The sequence below is a fragment of the Cryobacterium sp. SO2 genome, from assembly GCF_026151165.2.
Taxonomy (GTDB): Bacteria; Actinomycetota; Actinomycetes; order Actinomycetales; family Microbacteriaceae; genus Cryobacterium.
In genome coordinates, this window is the sequence record NZ_CP117849.1 from 1,711,840 (window position 1) to 1,737,255 (window position 25,416).

The 25,416-nt window shown below is 70.2% G+C and carries 23 protein-coding genes; 11 read left to right on the plus strand and 12 right to left on the minus strand.

Going from position 1 to position 25,416, the window contains the following annotated elements; translation table 11 throughout:
• Positions 1-62: 62 nt before the first annotated feature.
• Together allB and add are read right to left on the minus strand one after the other, a co-directional pair.
• Positions 63-1,424 carry an allantoinase AllB gene (gene allB / locus BJQ94_RS07840; protein ID WP_265397929.1) on the minus strand — a complete coding sequence of 454 codons (1,362 nt, stop codon included), beginning with the start codon at positions 1,422-1,424 and terminating at the stop codon, positions 63-65.
• Positions 1,425-1,598: 174 nt separating this feature from the next.
• A complete protein-coding gene (gene add, locus BJQ94_RS07845; RefSeq protein WP_265397928.1) occupies positions 1,599-2,630 on the minus strand; it encodes an adenosine deaminase in 1,032 nt (343 codons plus the stop codon).
• Between the two features lie 350 nt (positions 2,631-2,980).
• Here add and BJQ94_RS07850 point away from each other — a divergent pair, with 350 nt between their 5' ends.
• The 7 genes from BJQ94_RS07850 (at position 2,981) to BJQ94_RS07880 (ending at position 8,796) form a co-directional block, all read left to right on the plus strand.
• Positions 2,981-4,069: an ABC transporter substrate-binding protein gene (locus tag BJQ94_RS07850; protein WP_265397927.1), complete on the plus strand. Its 1,089-nt coding sequence runs from the start codon at positions 2,981-2,983 to the stop codon at positions 4,067-4,069.
• A 136-nt stretch (positions 4,070-4,205) separates the two neighbouring features.
• Entirely contained in the window at positions 4,206-5,018 is an 813-nt protein-coding gene (locus BJQ94_RS07855; RefSeq protein ID WP_265397939.1) for an ABC transporter ATP-binding protein, read from the plus strand.
• Positions 5,018-5,821 (plus strand): ABC transporter permease subunit, encoded by an 804-nt coding sequence (locus tag BJQ94_RS07860; protein WP_265397926.1) that lies wholly within the window; start codon positions 5,018-5,020, stop codon positions 5,819-5,821. The genes BJQ94_RS07855 and BJQ94_RS07860 overlap by 1 nt, the downstream gene beginning before the upstream one ends.
• Positions 5,818-6,699, plus strand: coding sequence for an ABC transporter permease subunit (locus BJQ94_RS07865; protein ID WP_265397925.1), 882 nt, complete (start codon positions 5,818-5,820; stop codon positions 6,697-6,699). Before BJQ94_RS07860 ends, BJQ94_RS07865 begins: the two co-directional genes overlap by 4 nt.
• A gap of 2 nt (positions 6,700-6,701) precedes the next feature.
• Complete coding sequence (locus BJQ94_RS07870; RefSeq protein WP_265397924.1) at positions 6,702-7,823, plus strand: XdhC/CoxI family protein; 1,122 nt, start codon at positions 6,702-6,704, stop codon at positions 7,821-7,823.
• A gap of 86 nt (positions 7,824-7,909) precedes the next feature.
• Positions 7,910-8,389 (plus strand): hypothetical protein, encoded by a 480-nt coding sequence (locus BJQ94_RS07875; protein ID WP_265397923.1) that lies wholly within the window; start codon positions 7,910-7,912, stop codon positions 8,387-8,389.
• Positions 8,386-8,796, plus strand: a complete 411-nt coding sequence (locus BJQ94_RS07880) for an MmcQ/YjbR family DNA-binding protein (RefSeq protein ID WP_265397922.1) — start codon at positions 8,386-8,388, stop codon at positions 8,794-8,796. Before BJQ94_RS07875 ends, BJQ94_RS07880 begins: the two co-directional genes overlap by 4 nt.
• On the opposite strand, the gene BJQ94_RS07885 is transcribed toward BJQ94_RS07880, so the two are convergent.
• The 6 genes from BJQ94_RS07885 to glp all read right to left on the minus strand — a co-directional run bounded on the left by BJQ94_RS07885 (position 8,793) and on the right by glp (position 15,562).
• Positions 8,793-11,615 (minus strand): molybdopterin cofactor-binding domain-containing protein, encoded by a 2,823-nt coding sequence (locus BJQ94_RS07885; protein WP_265397921.1) that lies wholly within the window; start codon positions 11,613-11,615, stop codon positions 8,793-8,795. The two genes, BJQ94_RS07880 and BJQ94_RS07885, sit on opposite strands and share 4 nt — an antisense overlap.
• On the minus strand, positions 11,612-12,454 hold the full coding sequence (locus tag BJQ94_RS07890; protein WP_265397920.1) for an FAD binding domain-containing protein: 843 nt from the start codon (positions 12,452-12,454) through the stop codon (positions 11,612-11,614). The genes BJQ94_RS07885 and BJQ94_RS07890 overlap by 4 nt, the downstream gene beginning before the upstream one ends.
• Positions 12,455-12,753: 299 nt before the next feature.
• Positions 12,754-13,209 carry a molybdenum cofactor biosynthesis protein MoaE gene (locus BJQ94_RS07895; protein WP_265397919.1) on the minus strand — a complete coding sequence of 152 codons (456 nt, stop codon included), beginning with the start codon at positions 13,207-13,209 and terminating at the stop codon, positions 12,754-12,756.
• Positions 13,199-13,780, minus strand: a complete 582-nt coding sequence (locus BJQ94_RS07900) for a MogA/MoaB family molybdenum cofactor biosynthesis protein (RefSeq protein WP_265397918.1) — start codon at positions 13,778-13,780, stop codon at positions 13,199-13,201. The genes BJQ94_RS07895 and BJQ94_RS07900 overlap by 11 nt, the downstream gene beginning before the upstream one ends.
• Positions 13,777-14,286, minus strand: coding sequence for a cyclic pyranopterin monophosphate synthase MoaC (moaC, locus tag BJQ94_RS07905; protein ID WP_265397917.1), 510 nt, complete (start codon positions 14,284-14,286; stop codon positions 13,777-13,779). Before moaC ends, BJQ94_RS07900 begins: the two co-directional genes overlap by 4 nt.
• Positions 14,279-15,562, minus strand: coding sequence for a gephyrin-like molybdotransferase Glp (gene glp / locus BJQ94_RS07910; RefSeq protein WP_265397916.1), 1,284 nt, complete (start codon positions 15,560-15,562; stop codon positions 14,279-14,281). The genes moaC and glp overlap by 8 nt, the downstream gene beginning before the upstream one ends.
• A 122-nt stretch (positions 15,563-15,684) precedes the next feature.
• Between glp and BJQ94_RS07915 the strand changes: the two genes are divergently transcribed.
• Together BJQ94_RS07915 and BJQ94_RS07920 are read left to right on the plus strand one after the other, a co-directional pair.
• Complete coding sequence (locus tag BJQ94_RS07915; protein ID WP_265397915.1) at positions 15,685-16,269, plus strand: dihydrofolate reductase family protein; 585 nt, start codon at positions 15,685-15,687, stop codon at positions 16,267-16,269.
• A 26-nt stretch (positions 16,270-16,295) separates the two neighbouring features.
• Positions 16,296-16,568, plus strand: a complete 273-nt coding sequence (locus BJQ94_RS07920; RefSeq protein ID WP_265397914.1) for a MoaD/ThiS family protein — start codon at positions 16,296-16,298, stop codon at positions 16,566-16,568.
• 6 nt (positions 16,569-16,574) lie between these two features.
• Here the strand turns inward: BJQ94_RS07920 and BJQ94_RS07925 are convergent, their stop codons facing one another.
• Both BJQ94_RS07925 and BJQ94_RS07930 read right to left on the minus strand, forming a co-directional pair.
• On the minus strand, positions 16,575-18,413 hold the full coding sequence (locus BJQ94_RS07925) for an alkyl sulfatase dimerization domain-containing protein (RefSeq protein ID WP_265397913.1): 1,839 nt from the start codon (positions 18,411-18,413) through the stop codon (positions 16,575-16,577).
• A gap of 137 nt (positions 18,414-18,550) precedes the next feature.
• Entirely contained in the window at positions 18,551-19,756 is a 1,206-nt protein-coding gene (locus tag BJQ94_RS07930) for a ThiF family adenylyltransferase (RefSeq protein WP_265397912.1), read from the minus strand.
• A gap of 109 nt (positions 19,757-19,865) precedes the next feature.
• Between BJQ94_RS07930 and BJQ94_RS07935 the strand changes: the two genes are divergently transcribed.
• On the plus strand, positions 19,866-21,182 hold the full coding sequence (locus BJQ94_RS07935; RefSeq protein WP_265397911.1) for a SufS family cysteine desulfurase: 1,317 nt from the start codon (positions 19,866-19,868) through the stop codon (positions 21,180-21,182).
• A complete protein-coding gene (sufU, locus tag BJQ94_RS07940; RefSeq protein WP_265397910.1) occupies positions 21,179-21,679 on the plus strand; it encodes a Fe-S cluster assembly sulfur transfer protein SufU in 501 nt (166 codons plus the stop codon). The genes BJQ94_RS07935 and sufU overlap by 4 nt, the downstream gene beginning before the upstream one ends.
• Before the next feature lie 51 nt (positions 21,680-21,730).
• Here the strand turns inward: sufU and BJQ94_RS07945 are convergent, their stop codons facing one another.
• Positions 21,731-22,660 (minus strand): BadF/BadG/BcrA/BcrD ATPase family protein, encoded by a 930-nt coding sequence (locus BJQ94_RS07945; protein ID WP_265397909.1) that lies wholly within the window; start codon positions 22,658-22,660, stop codon positions 21,731-21,733.
• A 45-nt stretch (positions 22,661-22,705) separates the two neighbouring features.
• Positions 22,706-25,243, minus strand: a complete 2,538-nt coding sequence (locus tag BJQ94_RS07950; RefSeq protein WP_265397908.1) for a glycoside hydrolase family 2 protein — start codon at positions 25,241-25,243, stop codon at positions 22,706-22,708.
• Between the last annotated feature and the right edge of the window lie 173 nt (positions 25,244-25,416).

The following is a 25,416-nucleotide window of genomic DNA, read 5'->3' on the forward strand; positions in this document are numbered from 1 at the left end:
GTGTGCTCCTTCTGGTTCGTACGTGTGCTGTGTTTGAACGTGCTGTTGGCGAAAAGCTGATGTCAGCGGGCGCGCAACAGCACGCCGCCCGGTGTGGCGGTCGAGACGGCCTGGGCGGATGCCCCTGGCTGGTCGACGGTGTGGATGCGGGTTCCGGCCAGCCAGGTACTGTGCACCCGGCCGAACAGCGTGGCTCCGTCGAAGGCGCTCACCCGGTTCTTGTGCAGCAGGGCGTCGACGCTCACGGTGAAGCTCTCCTCCGGCGCGAACGCCACGAGGTCCGCGGGCGCACCGACCGTGATGGCGCCGCCGGGCAGCCCGGCGAAGGCGGCCGTGGCCCCCGACATCCAGTGCAGCACCCGGTCCAGCCCGAGCCCCCTGGCCCTGGCCGCGGTCCACACGGCCGGCAGGCTCAACTGCAGGCCGGAGATGCCGCCCCAGGCCAGCCCGAAGTCGCCGCCGTGGCCGAGCTTGAGCTCACGGGTGGCCGGGGAGTGATCGGAGGCGATGAAATCGATGACGCCGTCTTCCAGGCCCTGCCAGAGCAGCTCACGGTTGGTCTCGCTGCGGATCGGCGGGCAGCACTTGAACGCCGTCGCACCGTCGGCGATGGCCTCGGCGGCGAAGCTCAGGTAGTGCGGGCAGGTCTCCACGGTGATCGGCAGGCCCTCGGCGCGGGCGGCGGCCAGCCGCGGCAGAACTTGCGCAGAGGAGAGGTGCAGGATGTGCGCGCGCACGCCGGTGCGCCGCACCACGTCGATCACGCGGGCGATGGCGGCGTCCTCCGCGGCATCCGGACGGCTGGCCACGAAGTCGAGGTATCCGGTGCCGCCGGCGTTCTGGTTGCTCTCCAGCACGGCCGGGTCCTCGGCGTGCACCACGAGCAGACCGCCGAAGCCGGCGATCTCGGTGGCCGCCGCCTCGAGTTCGGCGGGGGAGAGGTGCGGGAATTCGTCGACACCGGACGGGGAGAGGAAGGCCTTGAAGCCGAATACGCCCGCGTCGTGCAGCGGCTCGAGCGCGCCGAGGTTGGCGGGGATCGCCCCGCCCCAGAAGCCCACATTCACCGTGGCCTGCAGTGCGGCCGCCAGGCGCTTCAGCTCGAGCGCGGCCACCGTCGTGGTGGGCGGGATGCTGTTCAGCGGCATGTCGATGATCGTGGTCACCCCGCCAGCGGCGGCGGCGAGGGTGGCGCTTGCGAAGCCCTCCCAGTCGGTGCGGCCCGGCTCGTTCACGTGCACGTGGGTGTCGACGATGCCCGGCTGCAGCACCTGACCGGCCGGCAGGGTGCGGTCCAGCCTGGCCTCCAGCGGCGCATCCACCGGCTCGATCGCACGGATGAGTCCGCCCGCGATCGCCACGGCGGCGGGCTCGAAACCGTGCCCGGTGTACACGCGGGCCGAGCGAATGACCAGGTCGTACATCGGGTTCTCCTTCTCGGCCGGCGGGATCCGGGTGGTTCAGCGGCCTCAATCGGTGGCTCTTCTGTCACCCTAGTGAAGTCGTTCGGGCCTCGTTCCGGGGTTCCGAAACGTGTCGGACACACGGACCCGGCGGCCCGTGAAACAGCACCGGTGCGAAGCGGGTCCGGCGACCGGCTACCCTGCGACGTACTCGTCGACGTAGCGGTCGATGGACTCCAGGTAGGCCTGCTTCTCGGCTTCGGGCAGCCACGATGCCTGGAAGGAGTTCTTGGCCAGCTGCACGAGCTCGTCGGTGTCGAGCCCGGCTTTCTCGGCCAGCGCCAGGTAGTTGTCGGCCACGTAGGCGCCGAAGTAGGCGGGGTCGTCGGAGTTCACGGTGACGAGGACACCGAAGTTGAGCAGGGCCACCATCTCCACGGCCTTCATGTCCGCGGTCACGAAACTGTTCGACACCGGGCAGCAGGTGAGGCCCAGCCCGCGCTCGCGCACCAGCGTGACCAGCTCGGGGTTCTCCACGATGTTGGTGCCGTGGTCGATGCGGTCCACCTGGATTTCTTCGAGGACCTGGCGGATGTTCTCGATGCTGCCGACCTGGTCGATGTCGCAGTGCATGGTGAGCTTGAGGCCGTTCTCCCTGGCCAGCGCGAACACCGCGGCGAACTTCGCGGGAGGGTTCTCCCGCTCGTCGGAGTCGAGGCCGACGCCGATGAACCTGTCCTTGTACGGCAGCGCGGCCGTGAGCGTCTCGAGCGCGCTCTCGGCGGAGAAGTCGCGCAGGAAGCAGAGGATGAGCTCGGCGGAGACGCCGAGGTCCCCGGCATCCACGGCGGCCCGGTGGTAGCCGACGATGACGGTCTCCAGCGGGATGCCACGGGAGGTGTGCGCCTGCGGGTCGAAGAACGCCTCAACGCGGCGCACCCCGTCGGCGGCCGCACGACGGAAGTAGGCGGTGGCGAGGTCGTAGAAGTCCTCTTCGGTGACGAGCACGTTCATGGCCGGGTAGTAGACCCCCAGGAAGCTCGCCAGCGAATCGAACTCGTAGGTGGCCTTCACCTGCTCCACGGTGCTCTGGCCGATATCCACCCCATTCCGCCGGGCGAGCGCCAGCTTGAGCTCGGGCTCCAGCGTCCCCTCGAGGTGCAGGTGCAGTTCGGCCTTGGGCAGGCCGGAGACGAACGCCGGGGTCGGTACGATAGCTGAAGACATTGGGGTTCCTTTCTGGGTGGACCCCGTGACGCTATCACGCCAGGGTTCCGGGGCCGCTCGGGGAGGAATCCCGCGTTTCAGGAGGCCGTTCAGGCCGTAATGAGCCGGAAATGTTTCGGTCTTCGTGTCGTCACACGCAGCAATTAGTGTTCCAGTCATCCGAACGTTTGTTGCAGCGGATGTGGCGTCGTGAAACACCGCAATCACCCAGCACCACCACACAGCATGACCACACAGCATCACCACACCACGACAGCACAGCACGACATCACCGTCAGCAGCAGGCAATCCGCCCCAGCACGCCGTTGAGTTCCACGGCAACCCCCGAGCACCACCGAGAGGACCGCGTCATGACGCAAGCCCCACTTTCCCCGTTCACCCGTCGATCAGTGAAGCGCATCGGAACCGGCGTCGCCGCGGCCGCAGCTTTGACCCTCCTTCTCACCTCGTGCGCCAGCGACGCCGGTTCGTCCACGGACGACTCCGGCGAGGCTGCCTCGTTCGGCGACGCGAGCATCCAGCTCTCCTGGATCAAGAACACCGAGTTCATGGGCGAGTTCGTCGCCGATGACGCGGGCTACTTCACCGACGCGGGCTTCGACTCCGTGGACCTCATCCCCGGACCGGCCTCGGCTGAAGCCGGCGTCATCTCCGGAAACGTCGACCTGGGCATCGGCAACGCCATCTCCACCGGCACCGTCATCGCCGAAGAGGGCGCACCGCTGAAGATCATCGGCGCGACGTACCAGAAGAACCCGTTCACCATCCTCTCGCTCAAGGGTGTCGGCAACATCGCCACCCTCGACGACCTCGCGGGCAAGACCATCGGTGTGCAGGCCAGCAACCAGAGCCTCTGGGATGCCTTCCTCAAGATCAACGACATCGACCCGTCCACGATCACCGTCGTTCCGGTCGAGTACGACCCGACCCCGCTCTTCAACGGCGAGGTCGACGGCTGGTTCGCCTACCTCACCAACGAGTCGATCGACGCAGAGCTGGCCGGTCTCGACCCGGTGAACCTGCCGCTGGCCGACAACGGCCTGCCGTTCGTCGCCGAGACCTTCACGGCCTCTGACGACGCGATCGCCAACGACCGCGAGATGCTCAAGGCCCTCCTGGTCGCCGAGATCAAGGGCTGGTCCGACGCGATCAACGACCCGACCGCCGCCGCGACCCTCACCGTCGACACCTACGGCAAGGACCTCGGCCTGACGATGGAGAAGGAGACCCGCCAGGCGGAGATCCAGGCCACCGACCTGGTCGTGAGCGACGACACCGAGGCCAACGGCCTCTTCACCATCAGCGACGACCTCAAGAAGGAGTCCATCGCGACCCTGAAGGCCGCCGGCATCGACATCGACGCCGACACGCTGTTCGACACCACGCTGCTCGACGAGGTCTACGAGGAGAACCCCGACCTCGTCGCCTACAGCAAGTAACTCCCGCTCCACCCCGCAAGTCGCTCCAGCGTTCAGCGTTGCCCCGGCACCCGCCTCACCAGAGGCGGGTGCCGTCGGCGATACTGATGTATCGGAACCCGACGACGCCCAGTAAGGAATGTACGACGTGAGCACGATCGACACCGGTCTCCCCGCCCCCGCTGCAGGGACCGGACTGCACATCTCAGGGCTGCACAAGACCTTCTCGGTCGGACGCAAGGAGGTGGTGGCCCTCGACAACGCGAACCTGCACACCGACAAGGGCAGCTTCCTCTCCCTGCTCGGCCCGTCCGGTTGCGGCAAGTCCACCATCCTGCGCATCCTCGCCGGCCTCGAGAACCCCACCAGCGGCACCACCAGGGTCGACGGCAAGAGCCCCGCGGAGCTCCGCAGCGGCCACGAGCTCGGCATCGCGTTTCAGGACTCCGCCCTGCTGCCCTGGCGCAGTGTGCGCAGCAACATCAAACTTCCCTTCGAGGTCGCCAGGATGCCTGTCGACGAGGACTACGTCACCGAGCTGATCCAGCTCGTCGGTCTCACCGGCTTCGAGAAGGCCAAGCCGGCCCAGCTCTCCGGCGGGATGCGCCAGCGCGTGTCGATTGCCCGCTCGCTCGTGCTCAAGCCCTCCGTGCTGCTGCTCGATGAGCCGTTCGGCGCCCTCGACGACATGACCCGCCAGCGCTTGAACATCGAACTGCTGCGCATCTGGACCGAGAAGCCCGCCACCACACTGATGGTCACGCACGGCATCTCCGAGGCGATCTTCCTCTCCGACCAGGTGGCGGTGATGAGCCCGCGGCCCGGCCGGGTCAAGGAGGTCATCGAGATCGACCTGCCGCGTCCGCGCCTGCCCGAAATGATGCGCACCCCGGAGTTCCACGCGCTGCACGACCGCGCATCCGAATTACTGTTCGGCGCCGACACCCCGGCCACCAGCGGAGCACACTGATGCCCGTCACCCGCGGTCTGCCCGGCTGGGCGACCGGCCTGATCGGCATCGTCGTCGTGGTGGCGCTCTGGTGGGTGAGCGCGCTCACGATCTTCCAGAACTCCGGCTCAGTGCCGGGCGGCGCCATCCCCACCCCGGCCGAGGTGGTGACCCAGTTCGTCAACGACGGCCTCGGCTTCTACTGGCCGCACATCACCATGACCCTCAGTGAAGCCGCGATCGGCTTCCTCTGGGGCAATGGCCTGGCCCTGCTGCTGGCCGGCCTGGTGCTGATCGTGCCGCGCATCGAGAAGATCGCGCTGCAGATCGCCGTCATCACCTACTGCGTGCCCATCGTGGCCATCGGCCCGATCGCCTATATCGTGATCGGCCCGCCGCGCGGCGACCCGTCCGGCACGGCCGTGTTCCTCGCGGCACTGTCGGTGTTCTTCACCACCGTGGTCGGCTCTCTGGTGGGGCTCAAGGCGGCCGACACCGCCAGCCTCGACCTCGTCACCGTGTACGGCGGCACCAAGTTCACCCAGCTGCGCAAGGTACGGCTCATCGCCGGAATGCCGAGCGTGCTGAACGCCCTGCAGATCGCCGCCCCCGCGGCCCTGCTCGGCGCCATCCTGGGTGAATACCTCGGCGGCGCCGAACGCGGCCTCGGCCTGGCCATGCTCGCCGCCGGCAATGCCGCGAACGTGGAACGGGTCTGGAGCCTGGCCCTGGTCGCGGGCCTGCTGGCCGGTATCGGATACCTGTTGTTCGCGTTGATCTCCCGCTTCGCCACCCCCTGGACCACCGGACGGAGCAGCTCATGAGCACTCAGACAGTCTCAGACACGCCGACCCTCTCCGGCAACCGGCCGACCGTGACCACCAAGAGCACCGGCGCGCAGGCGCGCGGTGTCGGCGCCTACGTCGGCCGGGCGTTGGGCACCGGCGTGCTCACCCTGGTGATCGTGCTCGCGGCCTGGCAGGGCCTGATTTTGCTGCTCGGTGTCTCACCGTTCATCGCCAAGGGTCCGCTCGACGTCTTCAACTGGCTCTTCACGGTGCCGGCTGCCGCCGAGAACCGGGCGCTGATCCTCACGAACCTCGGGGTCACCCTCACCGACGCGTTCCTCGGCTTCGTCGCCGGCATGGTGCTGGCCCTCGTGCTGGCCACCCTGTTCACGCTGTCGAAGGGCATCGAGCACGCGCTGATGCCCATCGCCCTGCTGCTGCGCTCGGTTCCGCTGGTGGCCTTCGTGCCGGTGTTGATCCTCATCACCGGCCGCGGCCCGTCGATCGCCGTGGTCACCGGCGCCATCGTGGTGCTCTTCCCCGCTCTGGTGAACATCGCATTCGGCCTGCGCTCGGCCTCTCCGCAGGTGAGTGACGTGATCGCCGTCTACGGCGGCACCCCGTTCACGGCGCTCCGCAAGGTAGCACTGCCGAGCTCGCTGCCGTCGTTCTTCGCGGCCATCAAGATTTCCATCCCCGGCGCCATCACCGGCGCCCTGCTGGCCGAATGGCTCGCCACCGGCCAGGGCCTCGGTTACGGCATCGTCGTCGCCGTCTCCCAGGTGAAGAACTTCGAGGTCTGGTCGTCCGTCGTGGTCATCACGATCGTCTCGATGGTGCTCTACGGCATCGCCCAGTTCGCAGAGAACCTCGTGCTGCGACGGATGGGCATGGACCAGAGCGCAGGAAGCTAGCCGTGCTCGAGATCGCCGGTCCGGTGCTCGATGCGCTCGCGCAGGGCCACCGGGTCGCGATCGCCACGGTCACCCGGGTGCTCGGCAGCGCGCCGCGCACCCTGGGCACGGCCATGGCCGTGACCGACTCCGGCGCCGTGATCGGCAGCATCTCCGGCGGCTGCGTCGAGGGGGCGATCTACGAGAGCGCCCAGGAGGTGCTCGAGACCGGCGAGGGCCGGCACACCGAATTCGGGGTCACCGACGACGACGCCTTCGCCGTCGGCCTCAGCTGCGGCGGCACCGTCGGGGTCTACCTGGGCGAACTCGGCCCGGCAGGGTCCCGCAACGGCCTGGCCGAGGCGGCCAGGGTTCAGCTGGCCCGTGCGGCGACCGGTCAGGCGGCCGGACTCGCCCTGGTGGTGTCCGGCGCGGGCGCCGGCCTGATCCTCACGCCGGACGGCGCTTCCGCCGATACTGCCGGCCTCCCCACCGATACTGCCGGCCTCCCAGCGGATGCTGCCCGCCGCATCCGCGCCGAACTGCGCGCCCGTCTCGCCGGCGGCGGCACCGCACTGGGCGCCGTGGACTGCGACGGCGTCACCAGCCGGGTGCTGTACCTCGTGGCCCAGACCCCGCCGCGCTGCCTGATCTTCGGTGCCGTCGACTTCGCCGCCGCGCTGTCGGCGGCCGCCAGCCTGCTCGGCTACAGGGTCACCGTCTGCGACGCCCGCGCCGTGTTCGCCACGCCCGAACGGTTCCCGGCCGCCGCGGAGGTCGTGGTGGAGTGGCCGAGCGACTACCTGGCCCGCACCGACACCGACTCCCGCACCGTGGTCTGCGTGCTCACCCACGACGAGAAGTTCGACCTGCCGCTGCTGAGAACGGCGCTCGGCCTCGACGTTGCCTACGTGGGCGCCATGGGGTCCAGGCGCACCCACGACCGCCGGATGCTGCGGCTGCGGGACGCCGGAGTCGCCGAGGCCGATCTTCACCGGTTGCACTCGCCGATCGGGCTCGACCTCGGGGCGAGCAGCCCGGAGGAGACCGCCGTGTCGATCCTGGCCGAGGTGCTCGCCGCCCGCTCCGGTGCCTCGGGGAGCTCGCTGCGTGACCTGCCGGGTCCGATCCACCCCTCGGCCTGAGCCGGCCCTCACCCCATTCGGGGGACGAAACACGATCGACTGCGCATTAGCGTGCTCATCGAGTCCATCGAATGGGAGGAATCATTATGACCACCACACGGCAAGCAACGGGCACCAGGACCGGTACAGAATCCATGGACAACTACGGCACATCGGGCTGGACGGGGTGGATCGTCTTCGCCGGCGTCATGATGCTGATGATGGGCGCATTCCACGTCATCCAGGGTCTCGTGGCGCTGTTCGAGGACACGTACTACCTCGTCGGCCAGGAAGGACTGGTGGTGCAGGTCGACTACACGACCTGGGGCTGGGTGCACACCATCCTCGGCGCCGTGGTGATCCTGGCCGGCATCGCCCTGCTCGCCGGGCAGATGTGGGCGCGGATCGTCGCGATCATCCTGGCGTTCGGCAGCGCCCTGGTGAACATCGCGTTCCTGGGTGCCTACCCGGTCTGGTCGCTCACCATGATCGCCATCGACGTGCTGGTGATCTACGCGGTGACCATGCACGGCAAGGAGATGAAGCCGATCACGAGTCAGAGTCGAGCCACTAGTGTCGAGGAATGACTGACCGGCTGCCCGATGATCTCGCTCCAGAGCCCCTGACGGCGGCCGATCTGACCACGTTCATCCTGGACCTCAACGGGGCCGAAGAGACCTATCCCTTCGGCCCCGAGGCACGGGTGTTCAAGGTGCACGGCAAAGTCTTCGCCATCGACAACACGCCGGTGCATCGGGGACTATCCGAACCGACGGTGTCGATCACCGTCAAGGCGCTTCCCGAGAACGTGCCCCGGCTCATCCGGAGCGTTCCCGGCATCGATCCCGGCTACCACATGAGCAAAAAACATTGGCTGACCGTGCGCCTGAACGGCACGGTGCCCGGCGGGCATGTGCGCGAGCTGATTGCCGAATCGCACGCGATCGTGGTGGCCTCTCTGCCGCGGCAGGTGCGGCTCGGACTGGAGGGCTAGGCGCCCGCATTCACTAGACGCCACAGCCTGTCGCGCGACATCGGCAACTCATACGAGCGGATGCCGAGGGCATCGCGCACGGCGTTGGCCAGCGCCGGAGCCACCGGGTTGTACGGTGACTCGCTCATCGACTTCGCGCCGTACGGGCCCAGGTCGTCGGCGGTGTCCGCGAAGTAGACCTCGGTGACCGGCAGGTCCGCCAACTGCGGAATGTGATAGTTCCGGAGCACCTGGGTGAGAACGGTGCCGGCGCCGTCGAGGATGAGTTCCTCGTACAGAGCGGTGCCGATGGCCTGCGCCACCCCGCCCTCGATCTGGCCGCGGCACTGTTCGGGGTTCATCACGAAGCCGGCATCCGCGGTCTGGATCGACTGCAGCATCCGCACTTCACCGGTTTCGGTGTTCACCGCCACCCTGAACGCGTGCACGTTGAACGCCAGGGAGCGGCGGGCGCCGTCTTCCCGGCCCGTGCCGGTCAGGCCCTGTCCCGTCGTGCCGTCCGGGCCGGCCAGGTCGGCCAGCGGTACGAACACGTCGCCGGCGCGGAGTCCGTCGGCGGCCAGCACGAAATCGCCGGCCGGCCGGCCGGTGAGCCGGGCCGCCTTCTCGCGCAGCAGGCCGGCCAGCTCCAGGGCCGCGCCGTGCACGGCCTTGCCCGCCACCACCACGCCGGCCGACCCGAAGGCACCGGTGTCGTAACCGGCGGTGTCGGTGTCCGACTGCAGGATGCGGATGCGGTCCGGGCTGCTGTTCAGCGCCGTCGCTGCGATCTGCGTGTGCACGGTGGTGGTGCCGTTGCCGAACTCGGCTGTGCCCACCCGCACCAGGTAGGTTCCGTCCTGATCTACCGTGATGGTGGCCTGGGAGAAGTGGCCGCGCGGCGGTGTCGTCGCGATCATCGACGACGCCATGCCCTCGCCGACCCGCCAGGAGTCGCCGGCGGGGGCCGCCACGCCGTTGCCGCGGGCCAGGGCCGTCTGGGCCAGATCGAGGCACTGGTCCAGGCCGTAGCTGGCGAAGCCGATGTCGTCGCCTTCCTCGTGGGTCACCACGAGGGGATCGCCGGGCCGCACCGAGTTGATCCGGCGCAGGTCGAACGGGTTGATGCCCAACTCGGCGGCGAGTTCGTCCAGGGCGCACTCGATGCCGTAGATGACCTGGCCCAGGCCGTAACCGCGGAACGCGCCCGACGGCGGGTTGTTCGTGTACACGGCCTGCGCATCCACCCGCTTGTTGGGCACGTTGTACAGGGCCACGGATTCGCTGGTGCCGTGGAACATGACGCCAGGGCCGTGGTTGCCGTAGGAGCCGGTGTCGGAGAGTACGTCGATGGCCAGCGCGGTGAGCCGGCCGTCCCTGGTGGCGCCGAGGGTGACGCCGACCCGCATCGGGTGCCGGGCCGGGGAGGCCGCGAGCTCGTCGGTGCGGGTGAACTCGTATTGCACCGGGCGCCCGGTCTTCAGCACCGCCAAGGTGACGACGTCTTCGGTGAGGATCTCCTGCTTGCCGCCGAACCCGCCGCCGACGCGGGCGGTGAACACGCGCACCGCCTCGAGGTCGAGGCCGAAGATGCGGCTGATCTCCTTCTGCACGAGGAACGGCACCTGGGAGCTGGTGCGCAGCACGAGCCGGTTCTCGTCCAGCCAGCCGATGGTGGCGTGGGTCTCCAACTGGGTGTGCGCGACGCGCTGGGTCTGCCAGGTGCCGGTGACCACGGTGTCTGCGGCGGCGAGGCCCGCCGCCACGTCGCCGTATTCGCCGTGCAGTTCGGCGACGAGGTTGCGGGACGGGTCGGCGAGGCGGCTGGCCGTTGCGTCCTTGTCGCCGTGCACGAGCGGCGCGCCGGGCGTGAGGGCCTCGGCGGGGTCGAAGACGGCGGGCAGGAGCTCGTACTCCACCACGAGCAGCCGGCAGGCGTGCTCGGCGATGGCCACAGAGTCGGCGACCACGGCGGCCACCCGCTGGCCGCGGTGGCGCAGCACGGAGTCGAAGACCAGGCTGTCGTCGGGGTCGTCCAGCCGGCTCTCGTGCCGGGCGGAGGAGTACAGGGTGGCGGGGGAGTCGGTGTGGCTGAGCACGGCGTGCACACCGGGCAGGGCCAGGGCGGCGCTGTCGTCGATGGAGCTGATGCGGGCGTGGGCGTGCGGGCTGCGGAGCACCGTGAGGTGCAGCAGGCCGGGAACGGCCACGTCGAGGGTGTACGGCTCCTGACCGCTCACCACGCGGGCCGCGGCGGGCGCGCGCAGCGACCCGCCGACCTGACCGTCGGTGGCGGAGGTGCGCGGTTGCGTGCGCGGCTTGGTGGTGCGCACCGGGCCCAGGCCGGTGACGGGAGCGGCCGGCTGGGCCGCATCCGCCACGTGGTCGTGGTTGCAGCTGCCGTCGCTGGGGGTGTGCCGGCCCTGGATGGCGTCGTCGATGGCGCGGTAGCCCGTGCACCGGCAGAGGTTGCCCTTGAGTAGCCGGGGCAGGTCGTGCAGCTGGTGCTCCTGGATGGTGGAGGCCGTCACGATCATGCCCGGCGTGCAGAAGCCGCACTGGAAACCGGCCGCGTCGATGAAGCGCTGCTGGATCGGGGCGAGGTTCGCAGGGGAGCCGATGCCGGTGGCCGTGGTGACCTCTCGGCCCTCGGCCCGGAACGCCGGGTAGATGCAGGAGTGCACCGGGGTGCCGTCGACGAGCACCGAGCAGGCGCCGCAGTCGCCGGTGTCGCAGCCCTTCTTCACCTCGAAGTGCTCCTGCTCGCGCAGGTAGGTGCGCAGCGCCTGGCCGGCGGCGGCGGGCGCATCGACGGGGCTGCCGTTGACGGAGAGCCTCATGCGCGGGCCCCGTTCTGGGCGGTCGGCGCGGTCGGCGCGGCGAGCTCCTGCCGGATTTCCTCGCCGAGCAGCCCGCTCACGGCGCGGCGCCAGTCGGCGGCGCCGTGCGCATCCGTGAACCAGGCGTCGATGGCGGCGATGCCCGCCGCCAGCACGGGTGCGTCGGGGATCCGCGGGTAGCGCAGCTGCACCGGGCGCACTGTACCCCCGGTGACGGTGAGCACGAAGACGCCGTCGGTGTCCAGTCGGCCGATGAGCACGGCGCCGGAGCGGCCGAGCGGGGAGAGAGCGATCTTGCGGTAGGCGGTGCGGGCGGCCAGCGCGGCGGCCGGCACGTGGATGGAACGCAGCACGTCGCCGGGCGTGAGCACATTGGTGGTGTTGCCGGTGACGAAGTCGACCGCCGGCATCCACTCGTCGGTGCCGTCGGCGCGCCAGATCAGCACCTCGGCGTCGAGGGCGGCGGTGAGGCAGATCATCGGTCCGGCGGGCAGCGAGGTGCACAGGTTCCCGCCGACGGTGGCGACGTTCCAGATCTTGAACGAGCCGAACAGGGCCGTGCAGGCCTGGTGGAAGACCGGGTGGGCGACCCAGCCGGCAGCGGCGGGCATGCCGGCGAGCTCGGCGAGGGTGCACGTGGCGGCGATTTCCAGGCCGTCGCCGCTCACGGTCAGCGCCGGCCAGCCCATGGTCTGCAGGTCGACGAGGCCGGTGAGGTGGATGCGCGGGTCGGCGAACAGCTCGGAGCCGCCGGCCAGCGGAACGACGGACGCGTTCAGGGCCGCCAGGTCGTCGCGGCTGCGGGCCGGGGTGATGGTCGCAACGGTGCTGAGGTCCATCCGGTCTCCCAAAGTCGTGGATGCGCGCTCTCATGCTTGCGCGGCATCCGGGTATCGCCGGGCCTGTGGGCACCGTCGAGGGGCGCCCTCTGCGGGGCGCCGACATCCCTAGTCAAGCGCAGCATTGTGTCGGCAATGTAAACCGCCCCGGCGCGGCTCAGCCGATCCCCAGTTTTCCGCCGTGAACTGGGGCCAACTGTTCCCCGTGCGGACTTCTGCGCCCGGCACACCGGGACCAGTTGTCCGCATCGGCAACAGTTGCGGCGGGCACGGCGGGCGCGGCGGGCGCGGCGGGCGCGTCAGCCGAGGGCGGCGACCCACTCGGTGCTGCCGTCGGTGAAGCCCTGTTCCTTCCAGATGGGCACGCGGGCCTTGATCTCGTCGACGAGGGCGGCACAGGCCGCAAACGCCTCCACGCGGTGCGCTGAGGCCACGGCGCAGGCCAGCGCCACGTCGCCGATGCCCAGGTCGCCCACGCGGTGAGCGGCGGCGATCCGGCAACCGGGGTGGGCGCCGGCCACCTCGCGGGCCACCTCGTCCAGCACGGCCTGGGCACTCGGATGCGCGCTGTAGCGCAGCCAGGTGACCCCCCGGTCCTCATCGTGGTTGCGCACCACCCCCGCGAACGACACCACGGCGCCGGCCGTGGCGTCGGCCACGGCGTCGGCGCACTCGTCCACCGTGATCGGGGTGTCGTCGACCCGGGCGAACAGTACGGCGTCGGCGGTGGGCTCAGCGCTGGGCTCAGTGGCCATGGTGGGTGTCCTTGCCGGTGGAGGTGGGGGAGGCGGAGCCGGCCGGAGGCGGAGTGGCATGGTCGGCGCCACGCACCTGGTCGATGAGGTGGTCGAGCACGTCCGCGAGCACCGCCAGGCCGTCGCGCACGCCGCCGGTGGAGCCGGGCAGGTTGATCACGACGGTGCGGCCGCGCGCGATGCCGGCGTGCCCGCGGGACAGCACGGCCAGCGGCGTGGACGCTGTGCCGCGCCGGCGGAGCTCCTCCATGATGCCGGGCAGCTGGCGCCCGAGCAGCGGCAGGGTCTGCTCCGGCGTCTGGTCGGTGGGGCTCACCCCGGTTCCGCCCGTCGTGATGACGAGGTCGAGGCCGGCCTCGATGGCGGCCGCGAGGGCGTCGCCGACGGGGCCGCCGTCGGCGACGACGGCGCGGTCGAGCACGAGCCAGCCGCGTTCCGCCAGCCAGGCGTCGATGACCGGGCCGGTGCGGTCGGGGTAGACGCCGGCGGCCGCGCGGGTGGAGGCCACGATCACCTGGGCGACCCTCCCGGCGGCGCCCCTGCCGGTGGCGGGCCGGGCTGCGGCGGTCACTGCGTGCTCCAGTCGCCGCTCTTGCCGCCGGACTTCGCGAGCACCCGGATGTCGGTGATGACGGCGTGCTTGTCGACGGCCTTGATCATGTCGTACAGGGTGAGTGCCGCCACCGAGACGCTGGTCAGCGCCTCCATCTCGACGCCGGTCACGCCCGTGGTCTTCACTGTCGCGGTGATCACGACCCTGTCGGTGCCCGGCTCGAAATCGATGCTGGCGCCGGTGATCGGCAGGGGGTGGCAGAGCGGGATCAGCGCGGAGGTCTGCTTGGCGCCCATGATTCCGGCCACCCTGGCCACGGCGAGGGCCTCGCCCTTGGGCAGGTCGCCGGCCACGAGCAGCGCGATCACGTCGGGGCGGGTGATCAGCGTGGCCGTCGCCGTGGCGCGCCGGGTGGTGACGGCCTTGTCGGTCACGTCCACCATGAGGGCGGCGCCGTCGGCACGCACGTGGCTGAGCGAACCCGCCGTGTTTTCTGCGGGGTTCGAGGGGGTCTGGTCAGTCATCGATGCTCCAATAGTCCATGAGCTCGCCCGCCGCGACGCCGCCCACCCCGACGGGCAGGTGAACGAGCACGGTCGCGGCGGCATAGGCGTGCAGGAGGTGCGAACTCGCACCGCCCACCAGGTCGAGGGCCCCGTCCGGGCGCAGGATGCCGCGGCGCAGCTGGTGCTTGTCGGCCGGGGAGGCCACGGCGGCGGCGAGCGGGGCGCGCTCGAGCACCCGGTCGGGCCGCGGCATCCCCGCCAGGCGGCGCAGCAGCGGGCGCAGGAACACCTCGAACGAGATCAGCGCGCTCACCGGGTTGCCGGGGAAGGTGACGACGGGTACCCGAATACCGGCGGTGCCAGAGGCGGTAGCCGGGCGGATGATCTCGCCGAGGCCCTGCGGCCCGCCGGGCTGCATGGCCACGTGCCGGAAGGTCACACCGAGCGGACCGAGCGCGTCACGCACCACCTCGCGGGCACCGGCGCTGACCCCGCCGACGGTGACCACGAGGTCGGCGTCCGGCGCGTCGGCGAGCACGGCGAGCAGGTCGTCGGCGTCGTCGGAGCGGCACGGCCTTGCGGTCACCGTGCAGCCGGCCTCCTGCAGGGCCTGGCCGAGGATGACGCTGTTGGAGTCGTAGATCTGGCCGGCGGCGAGGTCGTTACCCGGCTCCCGGATCTCGTGGCCGGTCGCGATGAGCAGCACCCGGATGCGCCTGAGCACCGTGACGCTGGTGACGCCGGTGCCCGCGAGAACCCCCAGCTGCGCGGGGCCGAGGCGGCTGCCGGCGGGCAAGAGCCTGTCGCCGGTGCGCACATCGCTGCCGGTGGGGCGCACGAACGAGCCGGGCGTGACGGGAGCGAGGAAGGAGGCGGTGTGGCCGGCCGGCAGGAAGCGCGGTGGGTCGACCTGCTCGATCGGCACCACGGCATCCGCGCCGGCCGGGATCGGGGCGCCCGTCATGATCGGGGCCGCCGTGCCTGGGAGCAGGGCAGTGCCCGGGTCGCCCGCATTGATTCGGCCGGCGATCGCGAGGTTCGCCGGGGTGCCGGGCGCGGCGTCGGCCAGGTCGGCCGAGCGCAGGGCGTAGCCGTCCATCTGCGAATTATCGAAGGGGGGAAGCGAGACGGGCGAGTCGACGTCGGCCGCGAGAATCCGTGCCCGGTACCGGTCAGGGTCGCCGGTCAGCCGGGCGGCGGAGAGCGGGAGGACCTCGGTGGCCCTGGCGAGGAACAGCGGCGCGAGAAGGCTCGCCACGGCGTCCCGGTGCTCGTCGATCGTTCGCGCGCTCATGCCACCATCTTGCCGCAGCCGGGAGCGCAGTGCGCTCTGCCCCCGCGCACGACAGCCTTGAAGGGGACCCCACCGCGGCGTAGGGTGCCTCGGAACACCCGACATTCAGGGGAGGGCCGGTCATGGGACATCTCGTGGTGCAGCAATTCGTCACCATCGATGGGTTCGCGGCGAACCTCGACAATGAGTTCACGGCCTACGAGCTCCTCGACGGCCGTACCGACGAGTTCGACCGCAGCCAGGTGGACTGGCTCGCCGGCGTGGATGCCATGGTGCTCGGTGCGACGACCTATCGGATGTTCGTGGGTTACTGGCCGACGCCGGCGGCGGCGGAGGAGATCGTGGCGGCGCCGCTGAACGCGCTGGGCCGGCACGTGTTCTCCCGCACCCTCAGGCACGCTCCCTGGGGCGACCTGCCGCCGGCCACCCTCGAGTCCGGCGACGCCGTCGAGGCCATCCGCCGGATCAAGGCCGAGTACGCCGGGCTCGTGGTGCTGTGGGGCAGCCTGAGCCTGAGTCGGGCCTTCTTCGCCGCCGGGGAGGTCGACGAGGTGCGCCTCGTGGTGATGCCCGTTGTGATCGGCGCCGGCCGGGGCGTGTTCCCGGCGGACACCGACCCGTCGGTGCTCGACCTGCGCGGCGCGCGAACCTTCGACGACGGCCTCGTCGAAGTGCACTATGCCCTGCGCGCCGCCCCGGAGTGGTGAGCGTCGTAGGCTGGATGGACCGGGCGATGGGCGCCCGCGTCCACGGAGGGACCATCACGATGCAGGTGCAGGTGCGCTACTTCGCCGCCGCCAAGGCCGCCACCGGGGTGGCCGGAGAGACCCGCGACCTGCCGGATGGCGCCACCATCGGTGGTTTCCTCGACGATCTCGGCAGTACCTCTCCGGCGGTTTTCGCCCGCTGCTCGTTCATTGTGAACGGCGCCGCCACCACCGACAGGGCGAGAGTCCTCGAGAACGGCGACCTGCTCGACGTGCTGCCCCCGTTCGCCGGAGGCTGACCCGTCTCAGGGCGTCACCACCGGGAATGCCGGGTCGGGGCTGTCCAGCAGCGCGAACAGCCTGGGCAGCACGCTGGCATCCCCGGTCATGTCGACGCCGCTGAACGAGCCGCTTTCGACCGCCTGGACCAGCCGCGCCCGGGTGATCCGCACGTTGAGGTCCGCCAGGCGTGGCGTTGCCATCCGGAAGTGGATCAGCGCCCCGTTGCTCAGTTCGAGCCTGTACAGCTCCCGGGTGTCGGTGATCACCCAGTTGACGGCGAAACTCTCGTTCCAGGCCCTGGGTCCGTCGATGCGGATGGCGAGGGTGTCGAACAGCTGGGTCACGGTCAGCGCCGAGAGCAGTCCGGCGGCGGAGAGGTCGGTGCGGCCGACCCCGTAACGCAGCTCGTTGGCCCCGGTGAGGTAGACATTGCGCCAGGTGGCGTTCTCGGCGCCGAGTCCGAGCCGCTCCAGTCCGGTGGCGAGCAGTTCCCTGGCCGCCGCGTCGCCGGGGTCGGCGAACACAGCGTGGCTGGCCAGCTCAACGGCGAACCGCAGATCGCCGGCAGCCAGGTACCGGCGGGCGTGATCGAGCGTGGCCGCCACACCGCCCATCACCTCCACGTACCGGGTGGCGGCGGCGACCGGCGGATGCTGCCAGAGGTGCGCTGGATTGCCGTCGTACCAGCCCAGGTAGCGCTGGTAGATCGCCTTGACGTTGTGGCTCACCGAACCGTAGTAGCCGCGGGTGTGCCAGCGGCGGGCCAGGGCCGGCGGCACCTCGAAGTCCTCGGCGATCTCGCTGCCGATCAGACCCTGGTTCATCAGCCGCACGGTCTGGTCGTGCAGATAGGCATAGAGATCGCGTTGCTCGATGAGGAAGTCGACGATCGCCTCGGTGCCCCAGGTGGGCCAGTGGTGCGACGCGAACTCCACATCAGAGCGGTAGGCGAACAGTTCGATCGCCTCACCCAGGTACCGTGACCACATCCGCGGGTCGCGCACCTGCGCGCCGCGCAGGGTGAGCAGGTTGTGCATGGTGTGGGTGGCGTTCTCGGCCAGGCAGAGCGCGCGCAGGTCGGGAAAGTAGAGGTTCATCTCCGACGGGCATTCGGTGCCGGGGGTGAGTTGGAAGATGATCTTCACGCCGTCCAGGATCTCCTCCTGGCCCGTGCGGGTGATGTGGAGGGTGGGCGGGACCAGGCCGATGCTGCCCGTCGACGCGCCGGGGCCGAGCCCGATGCCGACCCGGCCGGTCGAGCTGCGGGCGAGCGGATGGCCGTCGTAGTAATACCCGCGGCGGAACATGGCTGTTCCGGCATACACGTTCTCCGACACCGCGTTGTCGAGGAAGTGCTCGGGGGCGACGACGGGAACGGCCGTGTCGGGCTCGACCACACCGAGCACGCCGCCGAAGTGGTCGACGTGGGCGTGGGTGTAGACGAGGCCGGTCACCTCACGGGCGCCGCGGTGACGGCGGTACAGCATCAGGGCGGCCGCGGCGGTCTCCGCGGAGATGAGCGGGTCGATCACGATGATCCCGCGCTCGCCCTCCACGATGGTCATGTTGGCGAGGTCGAATCCGCGCACCTGGTAGATTCCCGGCGTCACCTCGTACAGACCGTGCCTGGCGGTGAGAGCGCTCTGGCGCCAGAGGCTGTCGTTCACGTGCTCCGAGCCGTCGGCGGCGAGGAAGTCCAGGGACTCCATCTCCCAGACCACCCGGCCGTCGTCGGCATGGATGACCATCGGATCGATGGTGCCCAGGAACCCCCGGTCGACGGCCTCGTCGACCACGGGCCAGTCCGGCCCTCGCGTGCCATGGTGCGTGCCGTGTTGCCTGCCGCTTGTGCCATCGACCATGATGACCGCCTCCCTCAACCCCTGCCGGGCCGGCTGACTGCCCGTTGCGCACACCATAACCGGGCCGTCATCCGGCAACCACCCCCGCTGGCTGTGACTGAGAGGCGCGGCCCAGTGGCGCGGCCCAGCAGCGTGGCTCAGTAGCGCGGCTTGGCCGGTTCGATGTGGCGCACCCAGTCGTCGATACCGCCGGCCAGGTGGGTCACGTTCGACCAGCCGTTGTCGCGGAGCACACCGCGAGCGTATTCGGAGCGCGTGCCGTGGTGGCAGTACAGGATCACGCGGTCATCGGGCTCCATGACCGTGCGCGCTTGGTCGGTGAGCAGCTGGGCCATCGGCACCAGGGCCGACCCGTCGATGGCGACGATCTCCCGCTCCCACGGCTCGCGGATGTCGACGAGCACGAAGTCGGCCGATCCCGCCTGCCGGTCGGCGAGCAGGCCGGCGAGCTCGGCGGAGGTGACCTCGTCGGGGGTCAGGGGCGCGGCGGCCGTGGCGACCGGCGCCGGGTGGGTGTGCACCTGGCTGTGGCTGGTGTCAACGGGCTGCTGGGCGGCATCCGGAGCGCTAGCAGGCGTGTGTGCGGCGCGGTAGGACACCTCGCGCCAGGATGCGTCGAGGCCGTCATGCACGAGGAGCCGGCCGAAGAGCGGTTCGCCGAACCCCACGATCAGCTTGAGGGTTTCGCTGGCCATCATGGCGCCGATGCCGGCGCACACCGAGCCGAGTACCCCGGCGACCGCGCAGGTCTCGGCCTCGTCAGCGCCCGGCGTGCTGGGAAAGAGGTCTTCCAGACGGGTGCCGCCGTGCGGCCCGTCGACCCAGAATGTCGTCACCAGTCCGTCGAAGCGCAGCACAGAGCCCCAGACATATGGCTTGTGCAGCTGTGCGGCGGCATCGTGGGCGAGGTGGCGGGTGGCGAAATTGTCGGTGCCGTCCACGACGATGTCGTAGTCGTCGACGAGGGAGAGCACGTTCGCGGCGGTCAGCCGGGTCTGGTGGGCCACGACCTGGATGAGCGGGTTGCGGGCGCGCAGGGCGGCGGCGGCGGCCTCGGCCTTCGGCTGGGTGAGGTCCGCCATCGTGTAGATGGTCTGGCGGTGCAGGTTCGAGACCTCCACGCTGTCGGAATCGACGATGCCGATGGTGCCGACGCCGGCGGCGGCGAGGGCCGTGAGCACGGGGGAGCCGAGCCCGCCCGCACCGACCATCAAGACCCGGGCGGCCGCGAGGCGGCGTTGGCCGAGGTCGCCGATCTGCTCGAGGGCGAGCTGGCGGGCGTAACGCTGACGCTGGTCGGCGGTGAGCGGCGGCCCCGGTGACACGAGGGGAACATGCGGCATGGCGGCCCTTTCTGCTGGTTTCCAGCCTATGCCTGTGCGGTCGGCCATCGCCGCCCGCCACCTGCCGTCATCCTCTGCCGATGCGGCGGCCGTGGCGGTACCCTGAAGTATGACGTTCGTCGCTCCATCCCTGGCCCCCGCACGCGATCAAGCGCTGACCCGTGACGAGGTGCTGCGCATCCGCAACGACTTCCCGGTGCTGCACCAGCAGGTGAACGGGCATCCGCTCAACTATCTGGACTCAGGCGCCACCTCGCAGAACCCGATCAGCGTCATGGAAGCCGAGCAGGAGTACTACGAGCAGCGGAACGCCGCCGTCCACCGTGGAGCGCACACCCTGGCGTTCGCCGCCACCGAGGTGTTCGAGGCCGCCCGCGCCACCGTCGCCGCGTTCGTCGGTGCCGGCGAGAACGAGATCGTCTGGACCTCCAACGCCACCGAGGGCGTGAACCTCGTGTCGTACTCCTTCTCGAACGCGTCGCTCGGCCTGGGCGGCCCCGCCGCCGCCCGGTTCGCACTCGGCGCCGGCGACGAGATCGTCGTCACCGAGATGGAGCACCACTCCAACCTCATCCCGTGGCAGCAGCTGGCGCTCCGCACCGGCGCCACCCTGCGGTTCATCCCGGTGCTGGCCGATGGCACGCTCGACCTCACTGCCGCCGCCGAGATCCTCAACCCGCGCACCCGGCTCCTGGCCGTGACCCACGCCTCCAATGTGGTGGGCACCATCAACCCGATCGACGACTTGGTCGCCCTGGCGCACGCCGTCGACGCCCTCGTCTTCCTCGACGCCTGCCAGTCCGCGCCGCACCTGGCGCTCGACCTCCACGCGCTCGACGTTGACTTCGCCGTGTTCTCCGGGCACAAGATGCTCGGCCCCACCGGCATCGGCGTGCTCTACGGCAAGGCCGAACTGCTTGCCGCGATGCCGCCGTTCCTCACCGGCGGCTCCATGATCACCACCGTCGACATGCAGACCGCCGAGTTCCTTGCCCCGCCGCAGCGGTTCGAGGCCGGCACCCAGCGCATCTCCCAGGCCATCGCCCTCGCGGCGGCCGTCGACTACCTCCGGCACACCGGCATGGAACGCATCCGCGCGCGCGAAGCCGACCTCGGCCGCCGGCTCGTGGAGGGTGTCACCGCCATCCACGGCGTTCGCCTGCTCGGCCCCGGCGTGGGCGTGGAACGCATCGGCCTGGCCGCGGTGGATGTCGCCGGCGTGCACGCGCACGACGTGGGCCAGTTCCTCGACGAGGCCGGCATCGCGGTGCGGGTGGGACACCACTGCGCGCAGCCTCTGCACAGGAAGCTCGGCGTCACCGCGTCCACCCGGGCGAGCACCTATCTGTACACGACCGACGACGAGGTGGACCAGTTCCTGGCCGTGCTCGCCGAGGTCGCCCCGTTCTTCGGAGTAGCCCGATGACCTCGTCCGCCATGCAGCAGCTGTATCAGCAGATCATCCTCGACCACGCCAAGTACGCCCACGGTGCTGTTCCGGAGTTGCCGGCGTTGGACGCCGGCGCGGCATCCGGTGCGGCATCCGGCACGGGCCTCCGCGAGGCCCAGTCCCACCAGGTGAACACCACCTGCGGTGACGAGATCACCGTGCGCGTCGGGCTGGCCGGCGCCGGCGCCGAGGCGCAGATCGACGAACTGGCCTGGCGCGGCGCGGGCTGCTCCATCTCGATGGCGTCGGCATCCGTGCTCAACGACACCGTGCACGGCACCTCCGTGGCGGAGTCCGAGGCCATGCTCGACCTGTTCCGGGAGATGCTGCGCTCGCGCGGCACCATCGAACCCGACGAAGAGGTGATGGGCGACGCCGCCGCGTTCGCCGGGGTCTCCAAGTACCCCGCGCGGGTCAAGTGCGCGATGCTGCCCTGGGTGGCCTTCGAGGCCGCACTGCTGCAGCTGCGCTGACCTGGTTGACCTGGCTGACCTGGCTCATTTGGCTGACCTGCCGGGCCTGACCTAACCGACCGACACGGCGATGCGGTCGCGCAGGGCACTGGCGGGTGCCAGGCGGGGCAGAAACTCGGCGCCGTCGAGGGCATTGGCGATGGCGGGGCGGATGTCCACTGCGGGCCAGATCGCCCGCAGTCCGTGCTCGAACCGGCTGGAGATCTCCGGAGCGCGCAGCACCCCGCCGATGCCGCAGACCACGGGAGAGGCCTGATCGGCCTCGCCCACTCTGCGCAGCCCGGCCGCGGCCGAGACCACGAGCTCCGCCGCTGCCGCGTCGCAGATCGCGGCGGCGACGGCATCCGTCTCGGCCAGCTCGGTCACCCGGCGGGAGTACGCCGCGATCCGGCTCACCCGTAGCGGGTCGGCCTGCAGGTCGAGGTAGGCCATCTCCAGGTCGGGAAACTCGTCGAGCATGAACGAACTGAGCGCCGTCGCCGGTCCGCGACCGTCGTAGGCGCGCATCACTGCATCCAGGGCCGCCCGGCCGATCCAGTAGGCGCTGCCGGCGTCACCGATCAGGTTGCCCCAGCCGTCGATGCGGGCCACGGCGGTGGCGCCCACCGCGAGCGTGACCACGCCGGTGCCGGCCGCCACGACCACACCGAGCTCGTCGCCCAGCGCGCCCAGATAGCTCGTCACCGAGTCGTGCGCCAGGAACACCGCGGTCACCCCGTTCGCCGCGCCCAGGGCACGCAACTCGTTGGGGTCGGTCTCGGCCTTCGAGAACCCGGAGATGCCCGCGCTCACGGTGACGATGGGGCTCTGCGTCGACGACGCGACCCGAGCCACGACGTCGCCGAGCTGCGGCACGAGAGCGCCGTCGGTGCGGATGCCGCCGAACTCGAACGGAAGACTTCGGCCGTCGTCGGTGTGCAGCAGAGCGCGGATGCCGGTCTGGCCGGCGTCGATGATGAGCGAACGGGGTTCAGCGCTCACGGGGTGTCCAATCTGAGGCCGGTTCGGGCCGGCCTGGGGGAGTCGTCACGGCCGCACCAGCTGGTTGGTGCTGCGCAGCACGCCGGGGGCCGCGAAGACGGCGGGGTCGACCTCGAGCAGAGAGGTGACGGTGAAAACTGTACCCTCCCCGGGCAACAGGGTGACGAGCATGTCGTCGACGAGAGCGTCGGGGTCCACCTTGTCCACCAGCAGGGCGAGGTCGCGGGTGAGGGTGTCGACGGTGACGCGCACCCGGTAGCCGGAGTCGGTGCGCTCGGCCTCGACCAGCGGGGTGCCGGGGGTCAGCGCGGTGTCGCGGGCCTCGGCGAAGAACCAGTGCGCACGCAGCCCGCCCAGCTCGGCGCGCAGGAGCTCGCCGCCGGCAGCCGTCGTCTCGGCCACGAAGGCCGGCAGCGGCACGGTCACGGTGCCGCGCGCGGCCAGGGTGACCTGCTCGACATGCTCGGCCAGCGCCTCGCCGGTGACGGCATACCGCCGCACCGTGAGCTCGCCGGCCCACGGCTCTGCCGAGTCGTTGACCAGGACCACAGCAAGGCCGTCGCCGCGCGGCTGCACGGTGACCAGCCTGTCGGCGTAGGCGTGCTTGATGGCGTAGAGCAGGGGCTTGGGCCGGCCGTAGCCGTCCACGGCGGCCCAGGAGGTGACCGGCCAGCAGTCGTTCAACTGCCAGACGATGCTGCCCATGCAGTGCGGGGTGAGCGACCGGAAATGCTCGACCGCGGTGCTGATGGCGTTCGCCTGGTTGAGCGACATGGCCCAGTGCCAGTCGTCGATGTTCTCGGGCAGCGGCAGGTGCGGGATGAGACCGTCAGTGAGCTTGACGTTGCCCTCTGCGGCCTTCTGGTGCACGAGCATGCCGGGGGACTCCGGGGTGAGCGGGGCGTCGTGGATCGACTCGGTGAGCGTGGACCAGGTGGGCGGCCCCTGCCAGCCGAACTCGGCGACGAAGCGCGGCTGGTACTCGCGGTAGGCCGGGTAGTCACGCTGGTTCCAGAGGTCCCAGATGTGCATGGTGCCGTGCTCGGGATCGTTGGGGTGGCGGTCGGTCAGCAGTGCGCCGCCCTCGCCGGGCGAGAACGGGCTGCCGGGGGTGTAGCCGATGTGCGGGGCGAGCTCAGCCACGATGGCCGGGAAGGTCTCGTAGTAGTAGCCGGCGCCCCAGGTCTTGCCGTCCAGGCGAAGTTTCCAGTTCCACTCCTCGTGGCCCCAGATGTTCTCATTGTTGCCGTTGAGCACCACGAGCGACGGATGCGCGGCGAGCCGGGCGACGTTCTCCCTGGCCTCGGCCACGATCTCGCTGCTCAGCGGGTCTTCCTCCGCGTAGGCGGCGCAGGCGAGCAGGAAGTCCTGCCAGGTGAGCAGGCCGCGCTCGTCGCAGAGGTCGTAGAAGTCCTCGGTCTCGAAGATGCCGCCGCCCCAGACCCGGATCAGGTTGATGTTGGCGAACTCGGCCTGCTCGAGCCTGGTCTGGTAACGGTCCCTGGTGACGCGGTGCAGGAAGGCGTCGTCCGGGATCCAGTTCGCGCCGCGCACGAAGATCGCGGTGCCGTTGACGACGATGGTGAAGGGGGTGCCTGCGGCATCCGGGGTGGTGTCCAGCTCGACGGTGCGGAAGCCGATGCGGGTGCTGGACCTGTCCAGTTCGGTGCCGTCGAGCTCCGACGTGTCGGTCTCGTGCAGGATCACGTCGAGGTCGTAGAGCGGGTGCTCGCCGTAGCCGATCGGCCACCAGAGGTCCACGTCCGGCACGGTGAGGTCCACCGTGGCGCTCGTGGCTCCGGCGGGCAGGTCGACGGTGTGGCTGACGCCGGCGACGGATGCGGTGACCAGCAGCGGCGCATCCGTGGCGCGGGCCACCTCGACGTGCACCTCGACATGACCGTCGGTGCCGGCTGCGGTGCTGCTGACGGTAGCTATGGGGCGCACGGTGCCCAGGCGCGCCGTCGACCAGCTCACCAGCGTCACCGGCTTCCACAGCCCGGAGGTGGTGGTGTCGATGCCCCAGTCCCAGCCGAAGCTGCAGGCCATCTTGCGGAGGGCGTTGAAGGGGTGGTGGTTCACGTGCGGGCGGTAGCCCAGGCTCAGGCTGGCGGCATCCGCCTCGCGCACGGGCGAGCGGAACACCACGACGAGCTCGTTGAGACCGGCCTTGAGCCTGGCGGTCACGTCGAAGGTGTAGCTGCGGTGCATATTGCGGGTGGCCCCGATGCGCACCCCGTTCAGGTCGATCTCGGCAACGGTGTCCAGGCCGCCGAAGTGGAGTTCGACCCGGTCCGCCCCGGCCGGGTTCCAGACGAAGGTGGTGCTGTAGCGCCAGTCGGTCAGGCCGATCCAGGAGAGCAGGTTCTCGTTGCCGTCGAGGTACGGGTCGGGGATGAGCTCGGCGGCGAGCAGATCGGTGTGCACTGAGCCGGGCACGGTGGCCGGCACCGTGATGCGTTGCACGGTGTTCGGCACCGGGCCATCGAGCGCCGTGACGCTCCAGTCGGTGAGCACCCGCACGGCCGGGGTGAGGGATTCGGTTACCAGGGAACGAGTTTCAGGCACGGTCAGTCCAGACATGGTTTGCACCGTCGACCCGGCCGGGACGAGACGGCAACGTCTCGTGGGCGGGTCTGGGGTGACGCTGATGAAGTGGGTTGCGATGACGATGTGGATGGGGCGCTGCCGGAGCAGTGTCTCTCGGTGATCACCCTCATGCTAGGCCTCGATTTCATGTCTCCGCAAACCCCGGA

What these genes read in the sequence shown, in the direction of transcription:
- sufU (WP_265397910.1), top strand. Translation starts at nt 21,179, where the DNA reads ATGACCTCGTCCGCCATGCAGCAGCTGTATCAGCAGATCATCCTCGAC.
- BJQ94_RS07880 (WP_265397922.1), top strand. Translation starts at nt 8,386, where the DNA reads ATGACTGACCGGCTGCCCGATGATCTCGCTCCAGAGCCCCTGACGGCG.
- glp (WP_265397916.1), bottom strand. Translation starts at nt 15,562, where the DNA reads ATGAGCGCGCGAACGATCGACGAGCACCGGGACGCCGTGGCGAGCCTT.
- allB (WP_265397929.1), bottom strand. Translation starts at nt 1,424, where the DNA reads ATGTACGACCTGGTCATTCGCTCGGCCCGCGTGTACACCGGGCACGGT.
- BJQ94_RS07865 (WP_265397925.1), top strand. Translation starts at nt 5,818, where the DNA reads ATGAGCACTCAGACAGTCTCAGACACGCCGACCCTCTCCGGCAACCGG.
- BJQ94_RS07885 (WP_265397921.1), bottom strand. Translation starts at nt 11,615, where the DNA reads ATGAGGCTCTCCGTCAACGGCAGCCCCGTCGATGCGCCCGCCGCCGCC.
- BJQ94_RS07925 (WP_265397913.1), bottom strand. Translation starts at nt 18,413, where the DNA reads ATGGTCGATGGCACAAGCGGCAGGCAACACGGCACGCACCATGGCACG.
- BJQ94_RS07950 (WP_265397908.1), bottom strand. Translation starts at nt 25,243, where the DNA reads ATGTCTGGACTGACCGTGCCTGAAACTCGTTCCCTGGTAACCGAATCC.
- BJQ94_RS07850 (WP_265397927.1), top strand. Translation starts at nt 2,981, where the DNA reads ATGACGCAAGCCCCACTTTCCCCGTTCACCCGTCGATCAGTGAAGCGC.
- BJQ94_RS07890 (WP_265397920.1), bottom strand. Translation starts at nt 12,454, where the DNA reads ATGGACCTCAGCACCGTTGCGACCATCACCCCGGCCCGCAGCCGCGAC.
- BJQ94_RS07875 (WP_265397923.1), top strand. Translation starts at nt 7,910, where the DNA reads ATGACCACCACACGGCAAGCAACGGGCACCAGGACCGGTACAGAATCC.
- BJQ94_RS07930 (WP_265397912.1), bottom strand. Translation starts at nt 19,756, where the DNA reads ATGCCGCATGTTCCCCTCGTGTCACCGGGGCCGCCGCTCACCGCCGAC.
- BJQ94_RS07895 (WP_265397919.1), bottom strand. Translation starts at nt 13,209, where the DNA reads ATGGCCACTGAGCCCAGCGCTGAGCCCACCGCCGACGCCGTACTGTTC.
- BJQ94_RS07915 (WP_265397915.1), top strand. Translation starts at nt 15,685, where the DNA reads ATGGGACATCTCGTGGTGCAGCAATTCGTCACCATCGATGGGTTCGCG.
- BJQ94_RS07935 (WP_265397911.1), top strand. Translation starts at nt 19,866, where the DNA reads ATGACGTTCGTCGCTCCATCCCTGGCCCCCGCACGCGATCAAGCGCTG.
- BJQ94_RS07920 (WP_265397914.1), top strand. Translation starts at nt 16,296, where the DNA reads ATGGGCGCCCGCGTCCACGGAGGGACCATCACGATGCAGGTGCAGGTG.
- BJQ94_RS07860 (WP_265397926.1), top strand. Translation starts at nt 5,018, where the DNA reads ATGCCCGTCACCCGCGGTCTGCCCGGCTGGGCGACCGGCCTGATCGGC.
- moaC (WP_265397917.1), bottom strand. Translation starts at nt 14,286, where the DNA reads ATGACTGACCAGACCCCCTCGAACCCCGCAGAAAACACGGCGGGTTCG.
- add (WP_265397928.1), bottom strand. Translation starts at nt 2,630, where the DNA reads ATGTCTTCAGCTATCGTACCGACCCCGGCGTTCGTCTCCGGCCTGCCC.